Genomic DNA, 24607 nt, shown 5'->3' with positions numbered 1-24607 from the left:
GCAACAGCTGGCGCGGCAAGACGGCGTGGTGCAGGGCATGAAAATTGCTCGGCTATCCGCCACGGGCACACCCGACAGGCACGGAGCGCCTTGACCCCAGGAGTCTTTCGCCGTGCTTCCACCTGGCACCCAGCGCATCGCCAAGATCCGTCGCGACTACAACAGTTGGGTCGCCGACGAAACCATGGAAGACTACGCCCTGCGTTACACACCAAAGTCCTTTCGCAAGTGGTCGGAGCTACGCATTGCCAACACCGCTTTGGGCGCGGTGTCGTTCCTGGCCCTGGAGGCGATTGGCGGGGTACTGGCCCTGAGCTACGGCTTCACCAACACCTTCTGGGCGATCCTCGCCGTGAGCCTGATCATCTTCCTCACCGGCCTGCCCGTCAGCTACTACGCCGCCCGCTACGGCGTCGATATGGACCTGTTGACCCGCGGTGCCGGCTTCGGCTACATCGGCTCGACCATCACCTCGCTGATCTACGCCAGCTTCACCTTTCTGTTCTTCGCCCTGGAAGCAGCGATCATGGCCCTGGCCTTGGAGCTGTACTTCCATATCCCATTGGCCTTTGCCTATGTGATCTGCTCCGTGCTGGTGATCCCCCTGGTGGCCTATGGGGTGACCCTGATCAGCCGCCTGCAACTCTGGACCCAGCCACTGTGGCTGGTGCTGCTGGTGTTGCCCTATCTGTTTGTGCTGCTGAAAAACCCCGAGACCTTCAGCGACTGGACCAGTTTCCGGGGCCGTGATGCCAGCGGCGACTTCAATCTGCTGGCGTTTTGCGCAGCCTGTACCGTAGCCCTATCCCTGGTGACACAGATCGGCGAACAGGTCGACTACCTGCGCTTCCTGCCGGAAAAAACCGCGGCCAACCGCAAGCGCTGGTGGGCCGCCCTGCTCTGCGCCGGCCCCGGCTGGATCCTGCCCGGCGCGCTGAAAATGTTCGCTGGCGCCTTCCTGGCGTTTCTCGCTCTGCAACACGAGATCCCCATCGAGCGCGCTACGGAACCGACCCAGATGTACCTGGTGGCCTTCGGTTATGTGTTCGCCTCGCCGGAATGGGCCCTGGCGGCCATGGTGCTGTTCGTCTTCGTCTCGCAGATGAAGATCAACCTGACCAACGCCTACGCCGGCTCCCTGGCTTGGTCGAACTTTTTCGCCCGGGTCACCCACAGTCACCCCGGCCGCGTAGTTTGGCTGGTGTTCAATGTGGCCATTGCCCTGATGCTGATGGAGTTGGGGGTATTCGACGTCATCGACCAGGTGCTCGGTCTCTACGCCAACATCGCCATCGCCTGGATCGGCTCGGTGGTCGCCGACCTGGTGATCAACAAACCCTTGGGGTTGTCACCGAAATACATCGAGTTCAAGCGCGCTCACCTCTACGACATCAACCCGGTGGGCGTCGGCTCCATGCTGATCGCCTCGCTGCTGTCGGTCCTCGCCCACTTCGGTCTATTTGGTGCACTGGCCCAGGCCGCTCCGCCCTTCGTCGCCCTCGGCACCTCGCTGGTCATGACCCCGCTGCTGGCCTGGGCCACCCGTAGCCGCTATTACATCGCCCGCACCAGCGATCCGTTACTGCTGCAACCGGTAGCTGCGAGCACGCAGATCACCTGCGGCCTGTGCAGCAACCCATTCGAAACCGCCGACATGGCTTTCTGTCCGGCCTACAGCACGCCCATCTGCTCGCTTTGCTGTTCGCTGGACGCGCGTTGCGGCGATCGCTGCAAACCCCACGGGCGTCTGTCGGCGCAATTCGAAGCGCTGTTGCATTGGTTGTTGCCCAATGCCACGGTGCCACGCCTGCACACCCGGCTAGTCCATTACCTGGGCCTGCTGCTCGCGCTGATTCTGATGCTCAGCGGCGCTCTGGCGCTGATCTATGGCCAGGCCTCCCAGGGGCTGCCCCACTCGCCGCAAGCCCAGGCGACGCTGTACCAGGCATTTTTCCAGGCCTTCCTGACGCTCTCGGTACTGGCGGCCATCCTCGCCTGGTGGGTGGTTCTGACGCGGGAAAGCCGCCGCGTGGCCCAGGAAGAATCGGACCGCCAGACCCTGCTGCTGATGCAGGAAATCGAAGCCCACCGCTTGACCGACCAGGCCCTGCAAGATGCCAAGGAGGCTTCCGAGGCGGCCAACGCGGCCAAGAGTCGCTACGTCACCGGACTGTCCCACGAACTGCGTACGCCGTTGAACAGCATCCTCGGTTTTACCCAGATCCTGCAGCGCGATGCGGCCATGCCGGAGCAGCATCAGGATGCCTTGGCGACCATCCTGCGCAGCGGCTCGCACCTGCTGTCGCTGATCGACGGCCTGCTCGATGTGGCCAAGATCGAGGCCGGCAAATTGCGCCTGGAACCGACGGAAATCCCCTTCCCGGAACTGATCCACGATCTGGAGCTGATGTTCACCCCACAAGCCCGGGACAAAGGGTTGCGCTTTCGCCTGGAGCTGATCGGCAAGATACCGGCGGTAGTGCGGGGTGACGAAAAGCGCGTCCGGCAGATCCTCATTAACCTGTTGGGCAATGCGGTCAACTTCACCGACAGCGGCGAGGTCTGCCTGCGGGTCAGTTACATGCGCGAGACGGCAACCTTCGACATCATCGACACGGGTATCGGCATCGACCCCGAGCACATCGAGCGAATCTTCCAGCCTTTCGAGCGCGGTGATCTGATGCGCCAGGACAAGGGCGTTGGCCTGGGCCTGACCATTACCCGCATGCTCACCTCGCTGATGGGCGGCGAGTTGCAGGTCAAGAGTCAGCAGGACAAGGGCACCTGTTTCCAGGTGCGCCTGTTTCTCTCGCAAGTACGGGTGCCGCAAGCGGTAATCCATGTCGAACACGACATCATCGGCTACCAGGGGCCGCGGCGTCTGGTGCTGGTAGTGGACGACCATGTGGACCATCGCAAGGTCCTCAGCGGCATGCTTACGCCCCTGGGCTTTGAAGTGATCCAGGCCAGCAACGGCCAGGAAGCGATTCGCCAGGTCGCCCTGCGGGGGCCGGACCTGATCCTCATGGACCTGTCGATGCCGACGATGGATGGCTGGGAAACCAGCCGACTGATCCGCCGCAATGCGTTGTCCACAGCACCGATCATCGTGATATCGGCCAATGCCTTTAACGACGAGCGCGAGCGCAGCCTGGCCAGTGCCTGCAACGACTACCTTGCCAAGCCGGTAAACACCCCGGAGCTGCTCGAACGGATCCAGCAGCAACTCGACCTGCACTGGCTGCGCCGCGAAAAACCAGCCCCTGCGACATTCCCCGAACCGGGGGTATTGCCCTCCCAGCCTGACCTCATCGCCCTCGGCGAACTCAGCGCCATTGGCTACGTACGCGGTCTGCACGAAAAACTTGACGCCATCCAGGCCGAGACGCCAGCCACCGCCCCTTTCATCAGTTCCCTACGCAAGCTGCTGAAAAACTTTCGCCTGGACGAAATCAACCGCGCCCTCAAGGAGGCAGAAGATGAATGTATTGACCACAGTCGCTGAACCCGGTGTCGTGCTGATTGTGGACGACACCCCGGACAACCTCGCCATGCTCTCCGAAGCCCTCAACGATGCCGGCTACATGGTGCTGGTGGCCCTCGACGGGCTCAGCGCCCTGAACCGCATCGAACGCCGGCGTCCGGACCTGATCCTGCTGGATGCGATGATGCCGGGCCTGGACGGTTTCGAGACCTGCCGGCGGATCAAGGAGCAACCGGCCAACGCCGATATTCCGGTGCTGTTCATGACCGCACTGACGGAAAGCAGGCATGTGGTCCAGGGCTTTGAAGTCGGTGGCAGCGACTACGTGACCAAGCCGATCCAGACCGACGAAGTGCTGGCCCGGGTCGCCGCACACCTGCGCACCTCGCGCATCCTGCTCTCGGCCCGAGCGGCGTCACAGCCAGCCGCGCCGAGCCTGGACGACGAGCCGGCGCAGAGGGTGCTGTCGGCACGCTTTCAGCTCACCGGTCGGGAAGTCGAGGCTCTGCGCTGGGTGGCCTGCGGCAAGACCAACCGCGACATCGGCACCATTCTTGATCTGAGCCCACGCACCGTGAACAAACATCTGGAGCATGTGTATGTGAAGTTAGGTGTAGAAACGCGCACAGCAGCGACCTCCGTGGCCTTGTCGGCCATGACCGATTCTCGCAACAGTGTTTCAAGGTAAGCCGCGATAACCAGACGTATTGTTGGATCTATTCCCGGCTGCATCCGGCAATGGTCACAGTAGCGCCGCAGGACTTCAGCATCGAAGCCCTTGCCTGCAAAAAAAACAGCGACAGCGCCGAGCTCGGGCATCTGATCGAGGCTGCGAATACGGTATCCGCAGCCGAAGAAGTACCGCATCCCAAACTGGAACATAAACGACGAGAAAGGGCTTGGGGTCCGCGTTTGGGCTACGTTCGTGGGCGAAGACTCTCCCCCGCGAACCGACCATCTTGATGACTCAGGCGCGAACACGGAACTCGACGCTATGGGCGGACGATCCAAAGCAGCAGATCGCGTACCTGGCCCTTAAAAAATGGGCTCGCCTGTATTGCCCTGACGTGATCTTGAGCGTGTATACACGCGACGAGCTGGAGGCCAGCGCTATTGCTCGATTCTGATCTTTACGTTCGGTTCTGACTCCAGAGTTGGCCTATGCAGCTCTGGATCGTTTTCACTGAGACAACGGAACTGCAACTCCGCATTGGCATAACGACCGTATCCGGAATCCCGGGATGCCTCCTTAATTGGCATCAGATGTTTGCCTTTCCCCTCGCAGAACGCACTGGCTTCCTGGTACAGCTCGGCCTTGACCGCTCCGCCGCCAAAGGTGGTGAAGCTGCCGTCCTTCGCAATCATGTATGTGTCACGCCCCATCGGTACGACGCCCGGGCCTGAACATCCAGCAATCAGAAGGGCAATCGTTGTAACCAGCAAATACCGCATCGAAAACCGTTCCTTGCCTGTTGGTGAAGTGTTGGGCCATCACTCTGCCATACCTCAAATACCACAACCACTGTCGCATCCAGTCATGCAGGGTGGCGCTTGCCCCTGCCTCTAAGTCATCCAAGGGTTAGCAGGAGGGTCAGCTTCTCTCCACAAATTCAACATGAACGACCAGTGCAGCCGGAATTTCTCCGCCGTCGGCAGCGCGAATTGTTACTTCCTGCTCTTTCGCGATATCTGGATTCTCGGGCTCTATCGCTAGAACGCCATGCGACTCAAATTCACTATCGTCAATCCAGTAAATAACGCCTTGGTTATCAGCATACAAAGCGAAACGTTTGGCCTCATCGTGTGAACGAGTAGTGGAAACGGAGCAGCCACCATACAGTCCCGTTTCAATCTGGTGCGCTGCAACTCGGTTGGCTTCGGTCGGCCCCAATGTGAAGCGCCCATCAAGACTGAATTGCCCATCCATCCGTTCAACAACCTCTTTTTCACCATTCAAGTTCTTGGGGAAAATCTTCCCATTGTTTGAATCATGTACGGCCCTGCACTCGCCCCGATAAAGCATCGACTTTTCCTCAATCCGGCCCCATGCCGGGCCATCAACCAATAGCCTACAAACTCGAATCACGCCAACCGGCAAGTCGGAATGAAGCCAAGACGGCGAAAGCGGGATCTGGAACAGCGCCTGCGGCTCTACTTCGTCATTCTATGATGACGGGCCAGAGGAAAACGGCATGAACTTCTGCCACTCCTGCGGTAAGCACCTGGTGTTTGAGGTGGATGGACCGGAACTTGATGACGACTGGCACGTGAACCCATATAAGAAAGGACATCGCGACGTCGGCGCCTCGGGTGGCGTGGCGGCATGCAACCAGTGCGACGGGTGTATCGAGGCGGCGACCACCCAAGAAGCCTTCGAGCGCTGGAACGAAACACACCCAGCAGCGCTGCCATGAGGCGCTTCGTTCGCCGAAAGGCTGAGGCTTGGCTAATCCTGCTCGCCGCCTGGATCCTGATCGGCCGCAACGTCCACCGCGCGCCCGTGACGTCCCGCCGCGACAACAACGACATGTGGGCAATGGCTGAAAAACTCGAAGCCATCGCCCAGCGAATCAGCACCCAATACCGGTAGGCCAGTTCAGCGTCGAAGCTACACGAAAACCCAGAGGCCTTTAACATTCAGTCCGGCGAGAACCAGCGCCGTCAATAATCCAGGGAGCCGCATCAATCCCATCATGATGAATAGGATGGGGTTCATCATGCCAACCATGAAAAGGACCAGTACAGCGATTTTTGGCTGGCTGGGATCAAATAGAACCTTTGTCATGATTCCGGCCCATATCGCCCAAAAGAAATACATCGTCACGCCATCTACTCGGAAGAACGCCCGCTTAAACGTCTGTCCGACCGTATCCGTTTCATTGAGCATCTGAGCCACCGCAATAACCGATTTTATAACGATAGTAGCCGTAGCTCCAAAAACCTCTAACCCCTCCCCCTTCAAAGTTAGCCGCTATAGCGGCAAAGGAATAATTAGGCTCTATCAAAGCTTTGTAGCATCCCAGGTACAAGTACCGGACGCTTTAGTTTGCGTGTAGGTTCCGGACAAAGTATTTGGTCCTGTTACCTGCCCATCCATCTACTGGGAGCCTGACCGGCCTGAAGGCGAAGGCTGGTTCTGCCTGACCATTCCGGGCCTGTGTGCTGGTGGGCACTACAGCGACGATTGCGGTGGGTGGGATCTGATCTGCTGGCGTGGCGCCGTGTCATCGGCGTTGAAGGTCAAGCGCGACCAGGCCTTTCTGATCAAACCTCACGACGCAATGGACGCGATGCCTAACAAGCGCCTGGTGGCGGACACGCTTGAAGCTGACGGGCAGTTCTGCACCCTCGGTGTTCTCGGTGCGAAGCGCGGCATCGAAATGAGCGCCATCGATGCGCATTGCCGAGAAACAGTTTCGGGCGCTTTCAGAATAGCGCCAGCCATGGCCGCCGAGGTCGTATTTGAGAATGACGAGTGCGGCTGGAACGAAACCTCGTAGCAGCGCTGGCAACGAATGCGCAAATGGATAGGCAGCCATATCAAAGAGGTGACGCCATGATCCTCCCCCTGCTTTACAGGGCCTGTCCCATCTAGAGGAGCCATGGCAAAAAAAAGCCCACCCTGACCAGCTGCGGCCACTCAGCATTTCTCTGAAACACCTGGCAGGGCGAACTACAGAACCTTATTCGAGTGAGGCTTCCTCGTATATCAGCTATTCCCTGATACAAGCCCCCACCAAAGCCATCTGACTACAAACCAAACCCTTACAACTCACAGCCTGCCGGTAAACGGCGGGCGGAGCTATGCCATGAACAAAGAAGACCTCGCGGATCGTATATGCGCAATCGCCTACCCTTGCCGCATCCATAAAGACCTCTTCCAGGTCGCCAAGGGCTCTGGCCTGGTGATCGTCTACGGCGCCAGCGATTCGATGGGGTCGGGAAGCGGCGGGTTGTTCAAGGGGTCGATAGAAGAGGAAATGCCGGGCTTCCACGAAGTGCGTGCGCTGTCGCTGCACCTGTATCAGAAAGCCGGAAAGGATGGGCAGAAGATCGCCGGCCATGCCAGCGAGAGCATGATCAGAAACTACCAGAAGGATCACGCGGATATCGTGTGGTCGGAGGCAATCCCCGACCTGAATATCAGCGAAATCACCGGTTAGTTTTGCGCATGTTTTGCGCGAGCACAAAAAAGCCGATCCATCTGATCGGCTTAACTGTCTGATTTTACTCAGGAATAATGGTCGGGACGGAGTGATTCGAACACTCGACCCCTAGCACCCCATGCTAGTGCGCTACCGGACTGCGCTACGCCCCGACTAGGCGTGAATCTTGTTCCGTCTCTCAACGGAACGCTCAGGAATATATCGCAAGCTTTTGAAAACTGGAAGATTTAAAAGCAGAAATTTATTTCTTGAGCACCACCAGCACATCTTCAAGCTCAGCGATCATCTGGCGGATCATCTGTTTGTACTGGGTTGTATCGTCTTTGGCCTCATCACCGGAGAGGCGCAAGCGCGCTCCGCCGATGGTGAACCCCTGGTCGTACAGCAGCGCGCGGATCTGCCGAATCATCAGCACGTCTTGTCGCTGATAATACCGGCGGTTACCGCGGCGCTTGACCGGGTTGAGTTGAGGAAACTCCTGCTCCCAATAGCGCAGCACATGCGGTTTTACCGCACACAGCTCGCTGACTTCACCAATGGTGAAGTAGCGTTTGCCTGGGATGACGGGTAGCTCGTCGTTATGACTTGGTTCCAGCATAAGCCTCAACTCGGGCCTTCAACTTCTGCCCTGGACGAAAGGTGACCACACGGCGAGCCGTGATCGGGATTTCTTCACCCGTTTTCGGATTGCGGCCAGGCCGCTGGCGTTTGTCCCGCAGGTCGAAATTGCCGAAACCGGACAATTTGACCTGTTCGTTGTCTTCCAGAGCGTGCCTGATTTCTTCGAAAAACAGTTCGACCAATTCTTTGGCCTCCCGTTTATTCAGGCCCAGCTCCTCATACAGACGTTCCGCCATCTCAGCTTTCGTCAGAGCCCCCATACGTCACTTCCTTAACGTGGCGTTCAACCTGTTTTCGAGCGAGGTGAGGATATTCTGCGTTGCGGTATTCACCTCATCGTCATTAAGAGTGCGCGATGGATGCTGCCAGGTCAAGCCGACTGCAAGGCTTTTTCTATGCGGATCAATGCCTTTACCCTGATACACGTCAAATAGCCTGAGGTCCGTGAGCCATTCGCCTGCATTTTCACGGATTACATCCAGTACGGCGCTGGATGCAACGTCGCGATCGGCCAGCAGCGCAAGGTCACGCCGCACTTCAGGAAAGCGCGATAACTCCTGGAATTTCGGCATTTTCCCCAGTGCCACTTCGCCCAGAACCAGCTCGAAAACAAACACAGGACGATCAAGACCCAGGGTCTTGGACAGTTCAGGGTGAATCGCCCCGACATAGCCGACTTCACGCCCGTCACGCTCAATGCGTGCTGTCTGCCCCGGATGCAGCGCTGGATGCTTGCCCGGCACGAAGGTGAACGCATCGAGCGCGCCGGCGAAGCCCAGCACCGCTTCCACGTCAGCCTTGACGTCGAAGAAGTCGACGACATCGCGACCTTGCGCCCAGCCTTCCGGCAAACGACTGCCGCAAACGACACCGGCCAGCATTGGCTCTTGCTTCAAGCCTTCCAGCTGACCAACGAAACGCAGACCGCTTTCGAACAGACGTACGCGGTCCTGTTGGCGGTTCAGGTTGTGCTGGAGCGACTTGACCAGGCCCGGCCACAGGGACGAGCGCATGGCGGCCATGTCGTTGGAAATCGGGTTGGCCAGCAACAGCGGCTCGACACCCGGATTGAACAGCTCGAACTGGCGTGGATCGATGAAGCTGTAGGTGATCGCTTCCTGATATCCACGAGCCACCAGCAGACGGCGCAGTTCCGGCAGGTCGCTACGGGCTTCGGCCTTGGCCTGTGGGGCCAGGCGCGCCTGCGGGTAGCGAACCGGCAAACGGTTGTAGCCGTACAGACGGGCCAGCTCTTCGATCAGGTCGACTTCCAGGCTGATATCGAAGCGATGGCTTGGCACTTCGACACGCCACTGCCCTGCCCCGTCGGCGCTGATGTTCAGGCCCAAGGCGCTGAGCAGGCGTTCGACTTCAGCCGGGTCCATTTCCATGCCGAGCATCTGCGTAATGCGCTGGGCACGCAGGGTGACCGGTGCGATTTTGGGCAGGTGCTGTTCGCTGACGGTTTCGATGATCGGGCCAGCTTCGCCGCCAGTGATTTCCAGCAGCAGGCCAGTGGCGCGCTCCATGGCTTCACGGGCCAGTTGCCAGTCCACGCCGCGCTCGTAACGGTGCGAGGCATCGGTGTGCAGGCCATAGGAACGGGCCTTGCCAGCCACCGCAATCTGGTCGAAGAACGCACTTTCAAGGAACACATCACGGGTCGTCGCGGAGACGCCGCTGTGCTCGCCACCCATCACGCCGGCAATCGCCAGGGCACGGGAGTGGTCGGCGATGACCAGCGTATCGCTGCGCAGGGTCACTTCCTGGCCATCGAGCAGAACCAGCTTCTCGCCTTCCTCAGCCATGCGCACGCGGATGCCGCCGTTGATTTCGGCAAGGTCGAACGCGTGCAGCGGCTGACCCAGCTCCAGCATCACGTAGTTGGTGATGTCGACGGCAGCGTCGATGCTGCGCACGTCGGCGCGACGCAGGCGCTCGACCATCCACAGCGGGGTCGGCTTGGACAGGTCGACATTCCGGATAACGCGCCCCAGGTAACGTGGGCATGCCGCCGGCGCCAGCACTTCAACCGAGCGCACTTCATCATGCACCGCGGCAACGGTCGCGACCGCTGGACGTGCCACTGGGGCGGCATACAACGCACCCACTTCACGAGCCAGACCGGCCAGGGACAGGCAGTCGCCACGGTTCGGGGTCAGGTCGACCTCGATGCTCGCATCGTCCAGGCTCAGGTACTCACGGATGTCCTGGCCGACCGGCGCGTCAGCCGGAAGCTCCATCAGGCCGTCGTTGCCTTCGCCAATCTGCAGTTCAGCCTGGGAGCACAACATGCCGTTGGACTCGACGCCACGCAGCTTGGCTTTCTTGATCTTGAAGTCGCCCGGCAGTTCGGCACCGATCATGGCGAACGGGATCTTCAGGCCCGGGCGCACATTTGGCGCGCCGCAGACCACCTGGAAGGTTTCCGCGCCATTGCTGACCTGGCACACCCGCAGCTTGTCGGCGTCCGGGTGCTGCTCGGTGCTCAGCACCTCGCCCACCACCACACCACTGAATTCACCGGCGGCCGGCGTCACGCTATCGACCTCAAGACCGGCCATCGACAGACGAGCAACCAGCTCGTCCCGGCTTACCTGCGGGCTTACCCAGCCGCGCAGCCATTGTTCACTGAATTTCATCCTGCTCTCCTATTAGATTCGTTACGGGTCTGCGGCTTAGCGAAATTGCGCAAGGAACCGCAAGTCGTTGTCGAAGAACAGGCGCAAGTCATTTACACCGTAACGCAGCATGGCCAGACGCTCGACGCCCATGCCGAAAGCAAAACCCGAGAACTCTTCCGGGTCGATCCCGGACATACGCAGCACGTTCGGGTGAACCATGCCGCAGCCCATGACCTCCAGCCAGCCGGTCTGCTTGCAGACGCGGCAGCCTTTACCGCTGCACATCACGCATTCCATATCGACTTCAGCGGATGGTTCGGTGAACGGGAAGTACGAAGGACGGAAACGCACCGCCAGTTCTTTCTCGAAGAACACCCGCAGGAACTCTTCGATAGTCCCTTTCAGGTCGGCGAAATTGATGTCGCGATCCACCAGCAGGCCTTCGACCTGATGGAACATCGGCGAGTGGGTGATATCGGAGTCGCTACGGTACACACGGCCTGGGCAGACGATGCGGATCGGCGGCTGCTGCGATTCCATGGTGCGGACCTGTACCGGCGAGGTATGGGTGCGCAACAGCATGTTCGCGTTGAAATAGAAGGTGTCATGCATCGACCGGGCCGGGTGATGGCCTGGGATGTTGAGCGCCTCGAAGTTGTGATAGTCGTCTTCGACCTCAGGGCCTTCGGCAATGCCGTAGCCGATGTGGGTGAAGAACTGCTCGATACGTTCCAGGGTCCGGGTAACCGGATGCAGACCACCGGAAGTCTGGCCGCGGCCAGGCAGGGTCACGTCGATGGATTCGGCGGCGAGCTTGGCAGCCAGATCCGCTTCCTCGAACAAGGCCTTGCGCGCATTAAGGACTTCTGTAACACGCTCCTTGGCAACGTTGATCAGCGCACCGACCTGCGGACGCTCTTCGGCCGGCAGGTTCCCCAGGGTCTTCATCACCTGAGTCAACTCGCCCTTCTTGCCAAGGTAGTGAACCCGGATTTGCTCCAGGGCATTGATATCTTCAGCGCTTTGCACAGCCTCTAGTGCTTGAGAGACCAGCGCGTCCAGGTTTTCCATGTACAGACTCCAGATACAAAATAGGGGAAGAGCTTGAAGGCTCTTCCCCTATTTATGACGTTTAACACCTGGCCCCACAGAGGTGAGGCCGGGTGACTGTCGGGGGTACTTAAGCCAAGGTGGCTTTAGCTTTCTCGACAATCGCAGCAAACGCCGCTTTTTCGTTCACTGCCAGATCAGCCAGAACCTTACGGTCGATCTCGATGGACGCTTTTTTCAGGCCGGCAATGAAACGGCTGTAGGACAGACCGTTAACACGAGCACCAGCGTTGATACGAGCGATCCACAGAGCGCGGAACTGACGTTTTTTCTGACGACGGTCACGGTAGGCGTATTGGCCTGCCTTGATTACCGCTTGCTTGGCAACACGGAATACGCGGGAACGCGCGCCGTAGTAGCCTTTAGCAAGTTTCAGAATTTTTTTGTGACGCTTACGGGCAATGACGCCACGCTTTACACGAGCCATGAGTTACTTCCTCTATTCTTGATCCAAAAATTAACGAAGGCGCAGCATGCGCTCGACTTTTGCCACGTCAGACGGATGCAGCAAGCTGCTACCGCGCAGTTGACGCTTACGCTTGGTCGACATTTTGGTCAGGATGTGGCTCTTGAAAGCGTGCTTGTGCTTGATACCGTTAGCAGTTTTCAGAAACCGCTTAGCAGCACCACTTTTAGTTTTCATCTTTGGCATGTTCGGATACTCCGCATTCAGTTGATAAACATAATCGCAAGGCCTGCCGTGCCCTGTTGATTACTTCTTCTTTTTCGGGGCGATGACCATGATCAGCTGGCGTCCTTCCATCTTAGGATGCTGTTCGACCGAACCGTACTCGAGCAGGTCTTGTTCAACCCGCTTGAGGAGTTCCATCCCCAGCTCCTGGTGGGCCATCTCACGGCCGCGGAATCGCAAGGATACCTTGGCCCTGTCCCCGTCACTCAGGAAACGTACCAGGTTGCGCAGTTTTACCTGGTAATCCCCTTCCTCCGTCCCTGGACGAAACTTGATTTCTTTTACCTGAATCTGCTTCTGGTTTTTCTTCGCCGCGGCAATCTGCTTCTTCTTTTCGAAGATCGACTTGCCGTAGTCCATCACCCGGCAAACCGGCGGGACTGCGTCTGCGGAAATTTCTACCAGATCAAGCTTGGCTTCTTCAGCAATACGAAGCGCTTCATCAATCGAGACGATGCCAATCTGCTCGCCGTCAGCGCCAATTAACCGAACCTCGCGTGCCGAGATATTCTCGTTGATCGGGGCTTTCGGTGCAGCTCGTTTATCTTGTCTCATTTCACGCTTAATAATAATTACTCCAAATCTGGGCGACCACGCCGGGAAACCGCTTGCGCGAGGAACTCAGCGAATTCGGCGACGGGCATCGAGCCCAGGTCAGCACCTTCACGAGTACGCACAGCGACAGTCTGCATCTCGACCTCCCGATCTCCAATAACCAAGAGAAAGGGAACCTTGAGCAAAGTATGCTCGCGGATTTTAAAGCCGATCTTTTCATTTCTCAAGTCGGACTTGGCACGAAATCCGCTTTGGTTGAGAGTTTTTTCGACCTCGGCGGCAAAATCTGCCTGTTTATCAGTGATATTCATGATCACTGCCTGGGTCGGCGCCAACCACGCGGGGAACGCGCCCTCGTAGTGTTCGATCAGAATCCCGACGAAGCGCTCGAACGAACCGAGGATCGCGCGGTGAAGCATGACCGGGTGCTTGCGGCTGTTGTCTTCGGACACGTATTCGGCGCCCAGACGGATCGGCAGGTTAAAATCGAGCTGCAGGGTACCACACTGCCACACGCGACCAAGGCAATCTTTGAGCGAGAACTCGATCTTCGGCCCGTAGAAAGCCCCTTCGCCCGGTTGCAGATCGTACGCAAGGCCCGCGCTATCGAGTGCGGCGGCCAGCGCTGCTTCGGCGCGATCCCACAACTCATCGGAACCAACGCGTTTTTCCGGACGAGTGGACAGCTTCATCTCGACTTCGGTAAAGCCGAAATCCCGGTAGACGTCCATGGTCAGCTTGATGAAGGCAGCGGATTCGGCCTGCATCTGCTCTTCGGTGCAGAAGATATGCGCATCGTCCTGGGTGAAGGCACGCACGCGCATGATGCCGTGCAGCGCACCCGATGGCTCGTTACGGTGGCAGGCACCGAACTCAGCCAGGCGCATCGGCAGCTCGCGGTAGCTTTTCAGGCCCTGGTTGAACACCTGCACGTGGCAAGGGCAGTTCATCGGCTTGATGGCGTAGTCGCGGTTTTCCGACTGGGTAGTGAACATGTTGTCGGCGTAGTTGGCCCAGTGCCCGGATTTCTCCCACAGGCTACGGTCAACCACTTGTGGCGTCTTGATCTCCAGGTAGCCGTTTTCACGCTGGACCTGGCGCATGTACTGCTCAAGCACCTGGTACAGGGTCCAACCGTTCGGATGCCAGAACACCATGCCCGGGGATTCTTCCTGGGTGTGGAACAGGCCCAGGCGCTTGCCGATCTTGCGATGGTCACGCTTCTCGGCTTCCTCGATACGCTGGATGTAAGCCGCCAGTTGCTTCTTGTCGGCCCAGGCAGTGCCGTAGACGCGCTGCAACTGCTCGTTCTTCGCATCGCCACGCCAATAGGCGCCGGACAGCTTAGTTAGCTTGAAAGACTTCAGGAAGCGGGTGTTCGGCACATGCGGGCCACGGCACATGTCGACGTATTCTTCGTGGTAGTACAGGCCCATGGCCTGCTCGTCCGGCATGTCTTCCACCAGACGCAGCTTGTAATCCTCGCCACGCGCCTTGAACACTTCGATGACTTCGGCACGCGGGGTCACTTTCTTGATGACGTCGTAATCTTTCTCGATCAGCTGCTGCATGCGCTGTTCGATGGCCGCCATGTCTTCCGGCGTGAAAGGACGCTCAAAAGCGATGTCGTAATAGAAGCCTTCGTCGATGACCGGCCCGATGACCATCTTCGCGCTCGGGTACAACTGCTTGACCGCATGGCCCACCAGGTGCGCGCAAGAGTGGCGAATGATCTCCAGCCCCTCTTCATCCTTTGGCGTGATGATTTGCAGCGTGGCGTCGCTGTCGATGACATCGCTGGCATCGACCAGTTTGCCGTTGACCTTGCCAGCCAGGGTGGCCTTGGCCAGGCCTGCGCCGATGGATGCTGCAACCTCGGCTACGGAAACCGGGTGATCGAATGAACGTTGACTGCCGTCGGGAAGAGTAATAGTTGGCATGGCGCCTCCTCTCCTAGTGGTGACCCCTACCAAAGGTCACGTGGGTTGGGATGAGCCAGTACAAGATCCAGTCCAGGCCATTCAATGACGAACGCCTGCCTTACAGCGGCAGGAGCCTTACGGCCAACCGGGAAAACCGAACCAGAGTGACTGGGATTCAAATCAGGGTTAATCGAACATTTGCCGCAGCCGGGACCTGTTGTCCTCCGGAGCCTGAAAATACCCGAGCCCGGCATGCTAGCACAGATGAACGGTCATCGCCGCGCCCGGATTGAAGCGGACGTAAATCCACGGTTTTTATGCCAGAGTGCTGAACTGTACCGCCCGCTACGCCTCAGATAACAAGACATCGACCCGAAAGGAGCATCTTCGCATGCGTCTGAACACATTATTTGCAGTAGTCGCCCCCCTCGCCCTGCTGCTCCCGCTGACCGCCCACGCCGAATGGCCCAAGGGGGAACGTGAGAAATACATGGCCCAGTGCACCGAGGCGGCCACGCCACAGATCGGCGCGGCAGCGGCCAAATCCCATTGCGCCTGTGGCGCCGATGCGATCAAGTCCTACCCGGCAGCCGACATTCAAGCCTTGATGGACAATAAGGCGACCCCGCAGCTGCAGCAAAAAGCACTGGGGCAGATTGCAAAATGCAAGGCCGATAACAAGGCCAAAAAGTAAGAAAACAGGTCTTTGCACAGAGCCATGCATCGATAAAAACCGCTGATTTCGGGCCTTTTTGACCGATTTATTCAGGTTTTACAGCTTTTTTTATCGTCTTTACGTTCGGCTGAAAGCCTTTAAAACCGGGCCTTTCAGCCGGATCAGGCAGTAAAGAAAACACGACTGATTGGCAAACAGCGCGTGCGGGGGGCTCCCAAATCGAACATTTCGACTATGATACCCCGGTGTGCCCAGTTGGCCTGAGCAGCACAGTACACTGAAAATATATGTTTCTTGGAGATACACCATGTCTAATCGCCAAACCGGCACCGTTAAATGGTTCAACGATGAAAAAGGCTTCGGCTTCATCACTCCTACAGGTGGCGGTGACGACCTGTTCGTACACTTCAAAGCTATCGAAAGCGACGGTTTCAAAAGCCTGAAAGAAGGCCAGACCGTTTCCTTCGTGGCTGAGAAAGGCCAAAAGGGTATGCAAGCTGCACAGGTTCGCCCAGAGTAATTACTCGGCGAGCACAAAAAACCCCGTCCATGTGACGGGGTTTTTTATGGGCGATTGAAAAATCAATCAGCCGCAGTTCACCCGATTGATGATCAGATTGGCGTCAGTGTTGAGATTCAGGCGATCCGAGCGGTACTCAAGTGTCACCATGTCGTTGGGCTTGAGGATCCGCGCATACTGCGCACCGGCGCGGGTGCGGGCTTGTTCCAGCAGTTGCGGCGAGGCCTTCTTGCCGATGGCGAACTCGGCAGCTGTTGCTTCGCAGCGGCTGTAGCCTGTTTCTGTTGCTACCGGATCAGGGGTCGATTCAGAGGTGCTGCTGCAACCGCTCAAGAGCGCGACGGCCAGCAAAGTACCCAATGACGCGAGCTTCCAAGGCATGAAGCCTCCTTTTGTTGATGATTAAACAGAGAGCGTGCGACAGCCCAAACAAAGCTTGGTTTCAACCCAAGGGCTATCATGATGCCCTCATCAGGAAAACAGGCAGTTTGCCTGAGCCGACATCCCGCTTCAGGGGTGAATCGTGACTGAATATGAATCGTGCTCAGTAAACGTCGATGTAGTCAAAGGGCGGATTGGGCCAGTTGTCCTTCAACGCATTGTAGATCTGCATGACCCAGACCTCGTCACTGGCGGCGACCAGCCCGACGTAGCCTGAACCTTTTGCCCACGTTTCCAGCCGAAACGATAGCCCGTCGATGTCCACACCGCCCACCACGCCCGAAGACAAATAGGCGATACCCGCCTTGGTCACGCGCAGTTGGGTGTGCTCGTCATCACTGGCCGAAGCCAGCAACTGACGAACCGCGTCGAGGGTCAACCCGTCAGGAGCGTTCAAATCGATCTGCACGGCGGGGGCCTCTTCAGAAAGTCAAAAAGCAAGTGTCGCACAGCCCTTCCCTGATGCCTAAGTCGCAGTGCAAAACCCCAGGCAAAAATGGTTAACTCACCCTACAGACCTCCCAACTCGCGAGCCCGACCATGAGCACCGTCAGCATCGAAGCCACCATCAATGCCAAATGGTCGGAGGGCCACAGCTCCTATAGCCCTGGCAGCCCCGAAGAACTGGCAATCATCGGTATAGAACTGTTGGTCAAGGAGCTGGGAACGAAGGCGGCCCTGAACTTTATCCAGCAAGCGTTCGAACGATACCCCAGCAGCATTGAAGCGGTGGATTGAAACACACCCGCAAGCCCTGACCTGCGGGTGTTCGACAAGACCGATTACTTCAGACGCGCCAGGCGCTCGGTCAGCAGGTCAAAAAAGCCCTGAGCGTCGCCATCCTGCACCCAGTAGGCATTTTTGGGTGCCTTCAGGCCGTCGTACCAGTCAACGATGGTCTGGCCAAAGGTCGGGCCTTCCCGGCTGTCCACCACGACGTTGACCGAACGCCCGGTAAACAACTCTGGCTTGAGCAGGTAGGCAACCACCGTGGCGTCGTGCACCGGCCCACCCGTCATGCCGTAGTGCTCCATATCACCTTTGACGTATTCGTTGAGAATGTCGCCAACGATCTTGCTGGCCTTGTTGTTCACGGCAGCGATCTGCTTCAGGCGTGCTTCGCTGGTGAGGATCTTGTGGGTCACATCCAGCGGCAGGTAAGTGAGCTTCACACCGCTCTTGAGCACCACTTCTGCGGCCTGTGGATCAGCGTACAGGTTGAACTCGGCCACCGGAGTGATGTTGCCGCCATTGAAGTGCGCACCGCCCATGATCACCACTTCCTTGATGCCCTGGACAATTTCGGGCTCCTGTATCAATGCCAGGGCCAGGTTGGTCTGCGGGCCAAGCATGGCAATGGTGATGCTATGGGGCTTGGCAGCCTTGAGGGTATCGATCAGGTAGTTGACGGCGTTGCCCTTGGCCAGCCCCTTCTTCGGCTCATACACCTCGACACCCGACAGGCCTTCCTTGCCATGGATGTTTTCCGCGTAGATGGGCGTGCGCATCATCGGCTTCGGCGCACCGGCATACACCGGCACGTCTTCGCGCCCCGCCCATTCCCGGGCCAGGCGAGCGTTGCGCGATGTCTTGTCCAGACGCACGTTGCCAGCGACGGTGGTCAACGCGCGGATATTCAGTTCTTCGGGGGAAGCCAGGGCAAACAACAGGGCAACCACATCGTCGGCCCCCGGATCAGTGTCGATGATCAGGTCGATTTTTTCCGCCGCCTGGGCGCTCGTAGCAGTGATCAGTGACAAAAGCAGCAGACTCCGGAACAGTTGACGCATTTTCTGAGCATAGCGGTGCATGGCGCATTCCTTGTGCAGGGTTGAGAAGGTTAGAACGTTACTCCGGCAATCAACACGATGTTGCAATACGGGGAGCATTCTCCCGTGCGAATAATCGCCCGAGCTTGCCTGCTGACCGCCTTGAATTGTTCATGGCTGACCAGCTCCCGCGCCCCCAGCGCGCCATCGGCATGCAGTGCCTCCAGTGTCGCCAGGGCCGCAGGTTGTTTATCGAAAATCTCTTCAGCGAGTACGTGGCTTTCCACCTGCATTTCGCTGAGCAGCACTTTCAGGGTGCTGACAAAATCCGGAATGCCGTGGGTCAGGGCCAGGTCGATCAACTCGACCTGTGGGGGCACCGGCAAACCCGCATCACCGATGACCACCTTGTCGCCATGGCCAAGGGAAGCGATCAGTCGCGACAGCGCGATATTCAACAACGGCGTCTTTTTCATGATTTGAAAGCCTGTACTTCCAGCAAGGTGGGAATGGAGGGCTGCGCCCCCGCGCGGGTGACCGACAACGCGGCGGCGACCTGACCAAAACGAATCGCCTCGACCTCGCCTTTGCCGTCAGCCAAGGCTGCGGCGAAGCCGCCGACAAAAGTGTCTCCGGCCGCCGTGGTGTCCACCGCCTTGACCAACGGCGCCGGGAAGTGCTGGAAACTCGCGCCGTTGGCGAACATCAGACCCTGGGCGCCCAGGGTCACGATCACCTTGCCGGCACCGGCGGCGAGCAATTGCGTCGCGGCCGCTTCGGCGGTTTCCAGAGAGTCCACCGCCAGCCCGCTCAGCACGGCAGCTTCGCTCTCATTGGGAATCAGATAGTCGATACAGGCGTACCAGTCGGCCGGCAAGGGTCGGGAGGCCGGCGCCGGGTTCAAGATGACGGTCTTGCCCAGTTCCCGGCCGCGCTTGAGTGCATGCCCGACGGTCGCGTCCGGCACCTCGAGCTGGCAGATAATGACGTCGGCGCCGCGCAGCACCTCATCGAACCGGTCCAGGACATCAGGGGTAAGCACGCCGTTGGCCCCGGCGACGATCACGATCGCATTCTGGCTGTTGTCGTCGACAACGATCAGCGCAACTCCACTGGAGCCGGCCACGACACTGACCGACTGGCAATCGATGCCCTCGGCCAGCAGCGCCCCGCGCAATTGCTGGCCATAGGCATCACTGCCCACGCAACCGACCATGGACACCTTCGCTCCCAGGCGCGCCGCGGCCACAGCCTGATTGGCGCCCTTCCCGCCCGGGATGGTGCAGAACGATTCACCAATCAGCGTTTCACCGCCCCTGGGCAGACGCGGTGCACGGGTCACCAGATCCATGTTCAGGCTGCCTACTACCACTACTTTTGCTGGCATACGTCTTCACTCATCAATTCGGTTCAGCGGTATTGGGCGAATGTACCTGACAGCGGTGCAGTCGACTCTCGCAAGACAATGCTGGGTGTCACGATGCGCTGATCGGTGGCCAGCCCCGGCGTTGCGATCCGCCGCAACAGCACTTCAGCGGCCATCTCACCGAGCTGCAGGATCGACTGCCCCACCGTGGTCAGCGCCGGATAGACATAACGGCTCATCTGAATGTCATCGAAACCAATGACCGACAGTTCACTGGGCACGCGCACGTTGCGCTCGGCGGCGGCGCGCAGCACACCGATTCCGATCATGTCGTTGGCCGCAAAAATCGCACTGGGCGGCCGTTGTTCGAGCAGCCTGGCCGCCGCCTGATAACCACCGGTGCTGGTGAAATCGCTTTCGAGCATGCGTTCGACGGGCAGCTCGACCCCGGCTTCTTTCAGGGCGCGGCAGTAACCGGCCAGACGCATCTGCGCCACGCTGGTGTCCGCCGGGCCACCGATAAAGGCGATATCACGGTGGCCAAGCTCCAGCAGGTGCTGGGTGGCGAGGTAGGCGCCGTGCTCATGGTCGATGCGCACCAGGTCCGCGTCGACACCGTCGAGCCCACGGTCGACGATGACCATGGGCGTACGCACGCTGGTCAGCCCCTGGGCGAGACCGGCATCGCCGCCGGCGGAAGCGACGATCAGACCGTCGATGCGTTTTTCCAGCAGCACCCGCAGATAACTGCGCTGCTTGTCCGGGTTGTCGTCGGAGTTGCACAGGATCACGCAGTAGCCGTTGCGCTCACAGTAATCCTCGATCCCCCGGGCCAGTTCGGCAAAGTAGGGGTTGAGGCTGTTGGGCACCAGCAAGCCAATGGTTGCAGTGGTCTTGGCCTTGAGCGAGCGGGCCACCGCGCTGGGCACGTAGTCGAGCTGCTCGATGGCGGCCTCGACCTTGCGCCGCACCTCTTCGCTGACCGGTCGCGTCTTGTTCACTACGTGGGAGACGGTCGTGTAGGAAATTCCCGCGAGCGCCGCCACATCCTTGATCGTCGCCATGGTTCAGGCCCGCCGACTGGCGCGCTGACTGCGGTAAGTATCGAGCACCACCGCAACCACAATCACCGCGCCGGTAATGATGCGCTTGGTCGGTTCGGTGGCGCCAATCTGCGCCAGGCCCGCGGCCAGCACGGAGATGATCAGCACACCAAAGAAGGTGCTGATGACCGAACCGCGCCCGCCCATCAGGCTCGTGCCGCCGATGACCACAGCAGCGATGACCTGCAGCTCGAGCCCCGAACCGGCGTTCGGGTCGGCCGCTTCCAGACGGGAAATCTGGAACAGCGCGGCCAGACCGGCCAGCAACCCCATCAGGCTGAACACCAGGATCTTGTAAGGTTTTGGATTGATACCCGCCAATCGCACGGCTTCTTCATTGGTGCCGATACCGATCAGATAACGGCCAAACACGGTGCGGGTCAGCACAGCCTGGGCGATGAAGATCACCAGCAAGGCAATGATGAAGGACGGTGAAATACCGAAGGCGATCGGATTGGATAGCCAAGCGAAGGAATCCCCGATGTAGGCCGTCCGCGAGCCGGTCATCTGGTACGCCAGGCCTCGGGCCATTTCCAGCACGCCGAGGGAAACGATGAACGATGGGATCCGCCACGCCACGGTAATCGAACCGGTAACGGTGCCGGCCAGGGCCGCCACGGCCATGCCCAACAACGCCGCCGGCCCGACGCTCCAGCCCCAGCCCAGCACCGCCACGCTCACCGTCGATGCGGCCAGGGCCAGCACCGACCCCACCGATAGATCGATACCGCCGATGATCAGGATGAAGGTCATGCCGACCGCCAGCACCATGAGGTCTGGAATCTGGTTGGCCAGGGTGCTGAAGGTGTCATACGAAAGAAAATGGCTGCTCAGGACCGAGAACAACGCGATCATCGCCAACAAGGCCCCGGCCAGTCCCAGGTAGGTGCCCAGGCCATAGAAGTTGCCACTCGGTTTGCCGACGGCCGATACGGTTTTCATGAGAAGTCCCTAGGCGCTGCTTCGTTGAGCAACGCATCACGTTTCTGATAGCCGGCGAATGCGGCGGCAAGCAAGTCATCCTGGGTCCAGCTGTCGCGCTCGAAGGTGTCAATCAGGCGGCCGGCGGACAGCACACCGATCCGGTCACAGATCAGCATCAATTCCCGCAGGTCGCTGGACACCACAACCAACGCCTTGCCCTGGCGCGTCAGCTCACCGAGCAGCGCATAGATGTCGAATTTGGCGCCGACGTCGATGCCTCGGGTCGGCTCGTCGAACAGCAATACCGAGCAATCGCGTTCCAGCCAGCGGCCAATCACCACCTTCTGTTGATTGCCGCCCGACAGTTCGGACACCAACTGTGTCGGACTGGAGCTGCGGATTCGCATGGCGTCGATCTGTCGCTGCGCCAACGCGAACTCTTCGCTGCCATTGACGAAGCCGGCGCTGGAGATTTCCGGCATGTTGCCCAGGGCAATGTTGGCGGCGATGGATTGAGTCAGTAGCAGGCCTTCGCCCTTGCGGTCCTCGGTGATCAGCGCGATGCCGTGGGCCACCGCATCGGACGGCGAGCGAATGCTGACGACATTGGCCGGCGAACCCAGCGCCACCGTGCCGCTGTCGGCCGCATCGGCGCCGAAGATCAACCGCAGCAGCTCGGTGCGCCCTGCCCCGATCAACCCGGAAATACCGAATATCTCGCCGCTGCGCACCTCGAAGGACACATCACGGACCTTGTCCGAACGGCTCAAGCCGTTGACGGTCAACGCCGGCGCGCCGATCTGGCGCGGGCCCAGGTCGATGTGCTCGCCCAGCTCCCGTCCGACCATCAGCGTCACCAACTGCTCGCTGTTGTAGTTGGCCATCGGCTCGACGCAGACCAGGTTGCCGTCGCGCAGTACCGCAATGCGCTGGGCCACCCGAGCCAGTTCTTCGAGGCGATGGGAAATATAAATGATCGACACGCCCCGCGCCTGCAGACGAGTGATCTGCTCGAAGAGCATCTCCACCTCACGAGCGGTCAGCATCGCAGTCGGCTCGTCGAGAATCAGCACATGGCAATCGCCGATCAGGTTGCGGGCGATTTCGACCATCTGTTGGTGACCGATGCCCAACTCACTGACCAGTGTGTCAGGGTCGATTGCATCGAGCCCCACCTGGGCCATGGCCTCGACCGCCGCTTTGCGCAGTTGCTTGCGACTGATCCAGCCGCCACGACTGGGCAGGTTGTGGAGGAACAGGTTTTCGGCCACGGAAAGTGTCGGCAGCAGGTTGAGCTCCTGCATGACCATGCGCACGCCCAGCTCTTCAGCCTGGGTACGACTGCCGGGACGATAATCCTGCCCCTGGAATTGCATCTGCCCGGTGGTCGGCGTCACCAGCCCGCCGATGATCTTGGACAGGGTGCTCTTGCCGGCGCCATTTTCGCCGGTCAGCGCCAGCACTTCGCCGCGCATCAACGTCAGGTCGATGTCGCTCAGTACCGGTTGGGCATAGGTCTTGCCGATGCCGCTGACCGAAAGGACAGCGTTCGGGTCGCGAACGGACATAAAAAACTCTCCAATACGCTCGCCAGCAAGGGCGAGCGTCGTTGTGTCGCCAGGATAACTACTGGGTCACCAGCTCGACCGGAGTTTCGATAACGCCGTTAGTGCCGCTGTCGACGGCTTCGCCCTTGAGGATCTTCAGGGCCGTCTCGATGCCGAAAACAGCCTGTTTGGCGGCGAACTGATCGGCAGTCGCCAGGACGCGACCGTCCTTGAGCATGGGCTTGATGGCGTTGATGTTGTCATAACCGACCACTTTTACCTTGCCCGCCTTGCCCGCAGCGCGGATGGCCGATACCGCGCCGACCGCCATGCTGTCGTTACCGGCCAGCAGTGCCTTGATGTTCGGGTATTCGCTGAGCATCGAGGCGGCAACCTGATTGCCCTTGTTGATTTCCCAGTCGCCCGATTGCAGGGAAACGACCTTGATCTGCGCCGCCTCCATTGCATCCTTGAAGCCGGCGGTACGTGCCTGGGCATTGGTGGTGGTGGACACGCCTTCAATGATACCGACCTCATCACCAGCCTTGAGCTGCTTGGCCAGGTACTCACCCACCAGGCGCGCACCCTTGCGGTTGTCCGGGCCTACGAACGGCACAGTGATGTTTTTGCTTTTGACCACCGCCGGATCAAGCTGGTTATCGATGTTGATCACGGTGATGCCGGCGTCGACGGCTTTCTTGATCACCGGCACCATGGCCTTGGAGTCGGCTGGTGCGATGATGAGGGCATCGACCTTGGACACGATCATCTGCTCGACAATGCGGATCTGGTTGGCGGTGTCGGTTTCATCCTTGATCCCGTTGGAGATCAGGTCGAAATCGGCGGAGTGTTCCTTCTGATAGGCCTTGGCGCCATCTTCCATGGTCAGGAAGAACTCGTTGGCCAGGGATTTCATGACCAGGGCAACCTTGGGTTTTTCCGGGGTCTGGGCAAATGCCGAAGAGAAAGGCAGCGCAGCGGATGCGGCCGCGAGCATGGCGACGGCGAGAAGGCGTCCAGCGAATGGCAACTTCATGGGTTCACTCCGATTTTATGATTATTTTGAGCAAAATCGTTGCACGGGAAGT

At 59.2% G+C, this 24607-nt stretch carries 28 protein-coding genes, 1 tRNA gene and 2 pseudogenes; 10 read left to right on the top strand and 21 right to left on the bottom strand.

Going from position 1 to position 24607, the window contains the following annotated elements:
* The first annotated feature begins 112 nt into the window (after window positions 1-112).
* From QOM08_RS09940 to QOM08_RS09930, 3 genes and pseudogenes are all read left to right on the top strand, one after another.
* Window positions 113-3505 carry an ATP-binding protein gene (locus tag QOM08_RS09940; protein ID WP_316912916.1) on the top strand — a complete coding sequence of 1131 codons (3393 nt, stop codon included), beginning with the start codon at window positions 113-115 and terminating at the stop codon, window positions 3503-3505.
* Entirely contained in the window at window positions 3480-4172 is a 693-nt protein-coding gene (locus tag QOM08_RS09935; RefSeq protein ID WP_316912915.1) for a response regulator, read from the top strand. The genes QOM08_RS09940 and QOM08_RS09935 overlap by 26 nt, the downstream gene beginning before the upstream one ends.
* A gap of 165 nt (window positions 4173-4337) precedes the next feature.
* A pseudogene (locus QOM08_RS09930) lies at window positions 4338-4596 on the top strand (recombinase RecT); the annotation flags it as partial.
* Here QOM08_RS09930 and QOM08_RS09925 read toward each other — a convergent pair.
* Together QOM08_RS09925 and QOM08_RS09920 are read right to left on the bottom strand one after the other, a co-directional pair.
* A complete protein-coding gene (locus QOM08_RS09925) occupies window positions 4595-4936 on the bottom strand; it encodes a hypothetical protein (protein ID WP_139050672.1) in 342 nt (113 codons plus the stop codon). The pseudogene QOM08_RS09930 and the gene QOM08_RS09925 overlap by 2 nt on opposite strands.
* A 139-nt stretch (window positions 4937-5075) precedes the next feature.
* A complete protein-coding gene (locus QOM08_RS09920) occupies window positions 5076-5507 on the bottom strand; it encodes a hypothetical protein (RefSeq protein ID WP_139050673.1) in 432 nt (143 codons plus the stop codon).
* Window positions 5508-5676: 169 nt separating this feature from the next.
* On the opposite strand from QOM08_RS09920, the gene QOM08_RS09915 reads away from it, so the two are divergent.
* On the top strand, window positions 5677-5898 hold the full coding sequence (locus QOM08_RS09915) for a hypothetical protein (protein WP_139050674.1): 222 nt from the start codon (window positions 5677-5679) through the stop codon (window positions 5896-5898).
* Window positions 5895-6074, top strand: coding sequence for a hypothetical protein (locus QOM08_RS09910; protein WP_139050675.1), 180 nt, complete (start codon window positions 5895-5897; stop codon window positions 6072-6074). Before QOM08_RS09915 ends, QOM08_RS09910 begins: the two co-directional genes overlap by 4 nt.
* A gap of 18 nt (window positions 6075-6092) precedes the next feature.
* Here the strand turns inward: QOM08_RS09910 and QOM08_RS09905 are convergent, their stop codons facing one another.
* Window positions 6093-6371 (bottom strand): hypothetical protein, encoded by a 279-nt coding sequence (locus QOM08_RS09905; RefSeq protein ID WP_139050676.1) that lies wholly within the window; start codon window positions 6369-6371, stop codon window positions 6093-6095.
* Between the two features lie 334 nt (window positions 6372-6705).
* On the opposite strand from QOM08_RS09905, the gene QOM08_RS09900 reads away from it, so the two are divergent.
* Entirely contained in the window at window positions 6706-6984 is a 279-nt protein-coding gene (locus QOM08_RS09900; protein WP_274091149.1) for a hypothetical protein, read from the top strand.
* A 424-nt stretch (window positions 6985-7408) separates the two neighbouring features.
* Window positions 7409-7647: pseudogene (locus QOM08_RS09895) on the top strand (integrase); the annotation flags it as partial.
* 78 nt (window positions 7648-7725) lie between these two features.
* On the opposite strand, the gene QOM08_RS09890 reads toward QOM08_RS09895, so the two are convergent.
* The 9 genes from QOM08_RS09890 to thrS all read right to left on the bottom strand — a co-directional run bounded on the left by QOM08_RS09890 (window position 7726) and on the right by thrS (window position 15191).
* Window positions 7726-7802 (bottom strand) — tRNA-Pro (locus QOM08_RS09890).
* Window positions 7803-7891: 89 nt separating this feature from the next.
* The gene (locus tag QOM08_RS09885) at window positions 7892-8248 is read right to left on the bottom strand and encodes a MerR family transcriptional regulator (protein WP_003179985.1); all 357 of its coding nucleotides are present in this window, start codon (window positions 8246-8248) and stop codon (window positions 7892-7894) included.
* Entirely contained in the window at window positions 8229-8531 is a 303-nt protein-coding gene (gene ihfA / locus QOM08_RS09880) for an integration host factor subunit alpha (protein WP_002553164.1), read from the bottom strand. The genes QOM08_RS09885 and ihfA overlap by 20 nt, the downstream gene beginning before the upstream one ends.
* Window positions 8532-8534: 3 nt before the next feature.
* The gene (gene pheT, locus QOM08_RS09875) at window positions 8535-10913 is read right to left on the bottom strand and encodes a phenylalanine--tRNA ligase subunit beta (protein WP_139050678.1); all 2379 of its coding nucleotides are present in this window, start codon (window positions 10911-10913) and stop codon (window positions 8535-8537) included.
* A gap of 36 nt (window positions 10914-10949) precedes the next feature.
* A complete protein-coding gene (gene pheS, locus QOM08_RS09870; protein ID WP_047229332.1) occupies window positions 10950-11966 on the bottom strand; it encodes a phenylalanine--tRNA ligase subunit alpha in 1017 nt (338 codons plus the stop codon).
* 109 nt (window positions 11967-12075) lie between these two features.
* Window positions 12076-12432 carry a 50S ribosomal protein L20 gene (gene rplT, locus QOM08_RS09865; protein WP_002553161.1) on the bottom strand — a complete coding sequence of 119 codons (357 nt, stop codon included), beginning with the start codon at window positions 12430-12432 and terminating at the stop codon, window positions 12076-12078.
* 30 nt (window positions 12433-12462) lie between these two features.
* Window positions 12463-12657 carry a 50S ribosomal protein L35 gene (rpmI, locus tag QOM08_RS09860; RefSeq protein WP_002553160.1) on the bottom strand — a complete coding sequence of 65 codons (195 nt, stop codon included), beginning with the start codon at window positions 12655-12657 and terminating at the stop codon, window positions 12463-12465.
* Window positions 12658-12717: 60 nt separating this feature from the next.
* Window positions 12718-13269, bottom strand: coding sequence for a translation initiation factor IF-3 (gene infC, locus QOM08_RS09855; protein WP_169432615.1), 552 nt, complete (start codon window positions 13267-13269; stop codon window positions 12718-12720).
* Entirely contained in the window at window positions 13269-15191 is a 1923-nt protein-coding gene (gene thrS, locus QOM08_RS09850; RefSeq protein WP_003203626.1) for a threonine--tRNA ligase, read from the bottom strand. Before thrS ends, infC begins: the two co-directional genes overlap by 1 nt.
* Before the next feature lie 373 nt (window positions 15192-15564).
* On the opposite strand from thrS, the gene QOM08_RS09845 reads away from it, so the two are divergent.
* Together QOM08_RS09845 and QOM08_RS09840 are read left to right on the top strand one after the other, a co-directional pair.
* On the top strand, window positions 15565-15867 hold the full coding sequence (locus QOM08_RS09845) for a hypothetical protein (protein WP_047229331.1): 303 nt from the start codon (window positions 15565-15567) through the stop codon (window positions 15865-15867).
* Between the two features lie 289 nt (window positions 15868-16156).
* On the top strand, window positions 16157-16369 hold the full coding sequence (locus tag QOM08_RS09840; RefSeq protein WP_047229330.1) for a cold-shock protein: 213 nt from the start codon (window positions 16157-16159) through the stop codon (window positions 16367-16369).
* A gap of 66 nt (window positions 16370-16435) precedes the next feature.
* Here the strand turns inward: QOM08_RS09840 and QOM08_RS09835 are convergent, their stop codons facing one another.
* Window positions 16436-16750 carry an I78 family peptidase inhibitor gene (locus QOM08_RS09835; protein ID WP_047229329.1) on the bottom strand — a complete coding sequence of 105 codons (315 nt, stop codon included), beginning with the start codon at window positions 16748-16750 and terminating at the stop codon, window positions 16436-16438.
* Between the two features lie 163 nt (window positions 16751-16913).
* Window positions 16914-17219, bottom strand: a complete 306-nt coding sequence (locus tag QOM08_RS09830) for a hypothetical protein (protein ID WP_139050680.1) — start codon at window positions 17217-17219, stop codon at window positions 16914-16916.
* A gap of 131 nt (window positions 17220-17350) precedes the next feature.
* Here QOM08_RS09830 and QOM08_RS09825 point away from each other — a divergent pair, with 131 nt between their 5' ends.
* Window positions 17351-17548 (top strand): hypothetical protein, encoded by a 198-nt coding sequence (locus QOM08_RS09825; RefSeq protein WP_047229327.1) that lies wholly within the window; start codon window positions 17351-17353, stop codon window positions 17546-17548.
* A gap of 44 nt (window positions 17549-17592) precedes the next feature.
* On the opposite strand, the gene QOM08_RS09820 is transcribed toward QOM08_RS09825, so the two are convergent.
* Genes QOM08_RS09820 through QOM08_RS09790 form a run of 7 tightly spaced genes read right to left on the bottom strand, consistent with a single transcriptional unit; the run spans window position 17593 to window position 24555 of the window.
* Window positions 17593-18621 (bottom strand): nucleoside hydrolase, encoded by a 1029-nt coding sequence (locus QOM08_RS09820; protein ID WP_047229326.1) that lies wholly within the window; start codon window positions 18619-18621, stop codon window positions 17593-17595.
* A gap of 29 nt (window positions 18622-18650) precedes the next feature.
* Window positions 18651-19055 carry a D-ribose pyranase gene (gene rbsD / locus QOM08_RS09815; protein WP_092399306.1) on the bottom strand — a complete coding sequence of 135 codons (405 nt, stop codon included), beginning with the start codon at window positions 19053-19055 and terminating at the stop codon, window positions 18651-18653.
* Window positions 19052-19966 (bottom strand): ribokinase, encoded by a 915-nt coding sequence (gene rbsK, locus QOM08_RS09810; RefSeq protein ID WP_316912914.1) that lies wholly within the window; start codon window positions 19964-19966, stop codon window positions 19052-19054. The genes rbsD and rbsK overlap by 4 nt, the downstream gene beginning before the upstream one ends.
* A 23-nt stretch (window positions 19967-19989) precedes the next feature.
* Window positions 19990-21009, bottom strand: coding sequence for a LacI family DNA-binding transcriptional regulator (locus tag QOM08_RS09805; protein ID WP_047229323.1), 1020 nt, complete (start codon window positions 21007-21009; stop codon window positions 19990-19992).
* A gap of 3 nt (window positions 21010-21012) precedes the next feature.
* On the bottom strand, window positions 21013-21990 hold the full coding sequence (locus QOM08_RS09800; RefSeq protein WP_076385532.1) for an ABC transporter permease: 978 nt from the start codon (window positions 21988-21990) through the stop codon (window positions 21013-21015).
* Complete coding sequence (locus QOM08_RS09795; RefSeq protein WP_047229321.1) at window positions 21987-23540, bottom strand: sugar ABC transporter ATP-binding protein; 1554 nt, start codon at window positions 23538-23540, stop codon at window positions 21987-21989. The genes QOM08_RS09800 and QOM08_RS09795 overlap by 4 nt, the downstream gene beginning before the upstream one ends.
* Window positions 23541-23598: 58 nt before the next feature.
* A complete protein-coding gene (locus QOM08_RS09790) occupies window positions 23599-24555 on the bottom strand; it encodes a sugar ABC transporter substrate-binding protein (RefSeq protein WP_160892971.1) in 957 nt (318 codons plus the stop codon).
* Between the last annotated feature and the right edge of the window lie 52 nt (window positions 24556-24607).

Origin of the sequence: Pseudomonas sp. P105, from assembly GCF_032614175.1 — a bacterium.
In the GTDB taxonomy this organism is placed as follows: Bacteria; Pseudomonadota; Gammaproteobacteria; order Pseudomonadales; family Pseudomonadaceae; genus Aquipseudomonas; species Aquipseudomonas rhizophila.
Note: the sequence above shows the minus strand (reverse complement) of the source record. Positions and strands in the feature narration are given on the sequence as shown.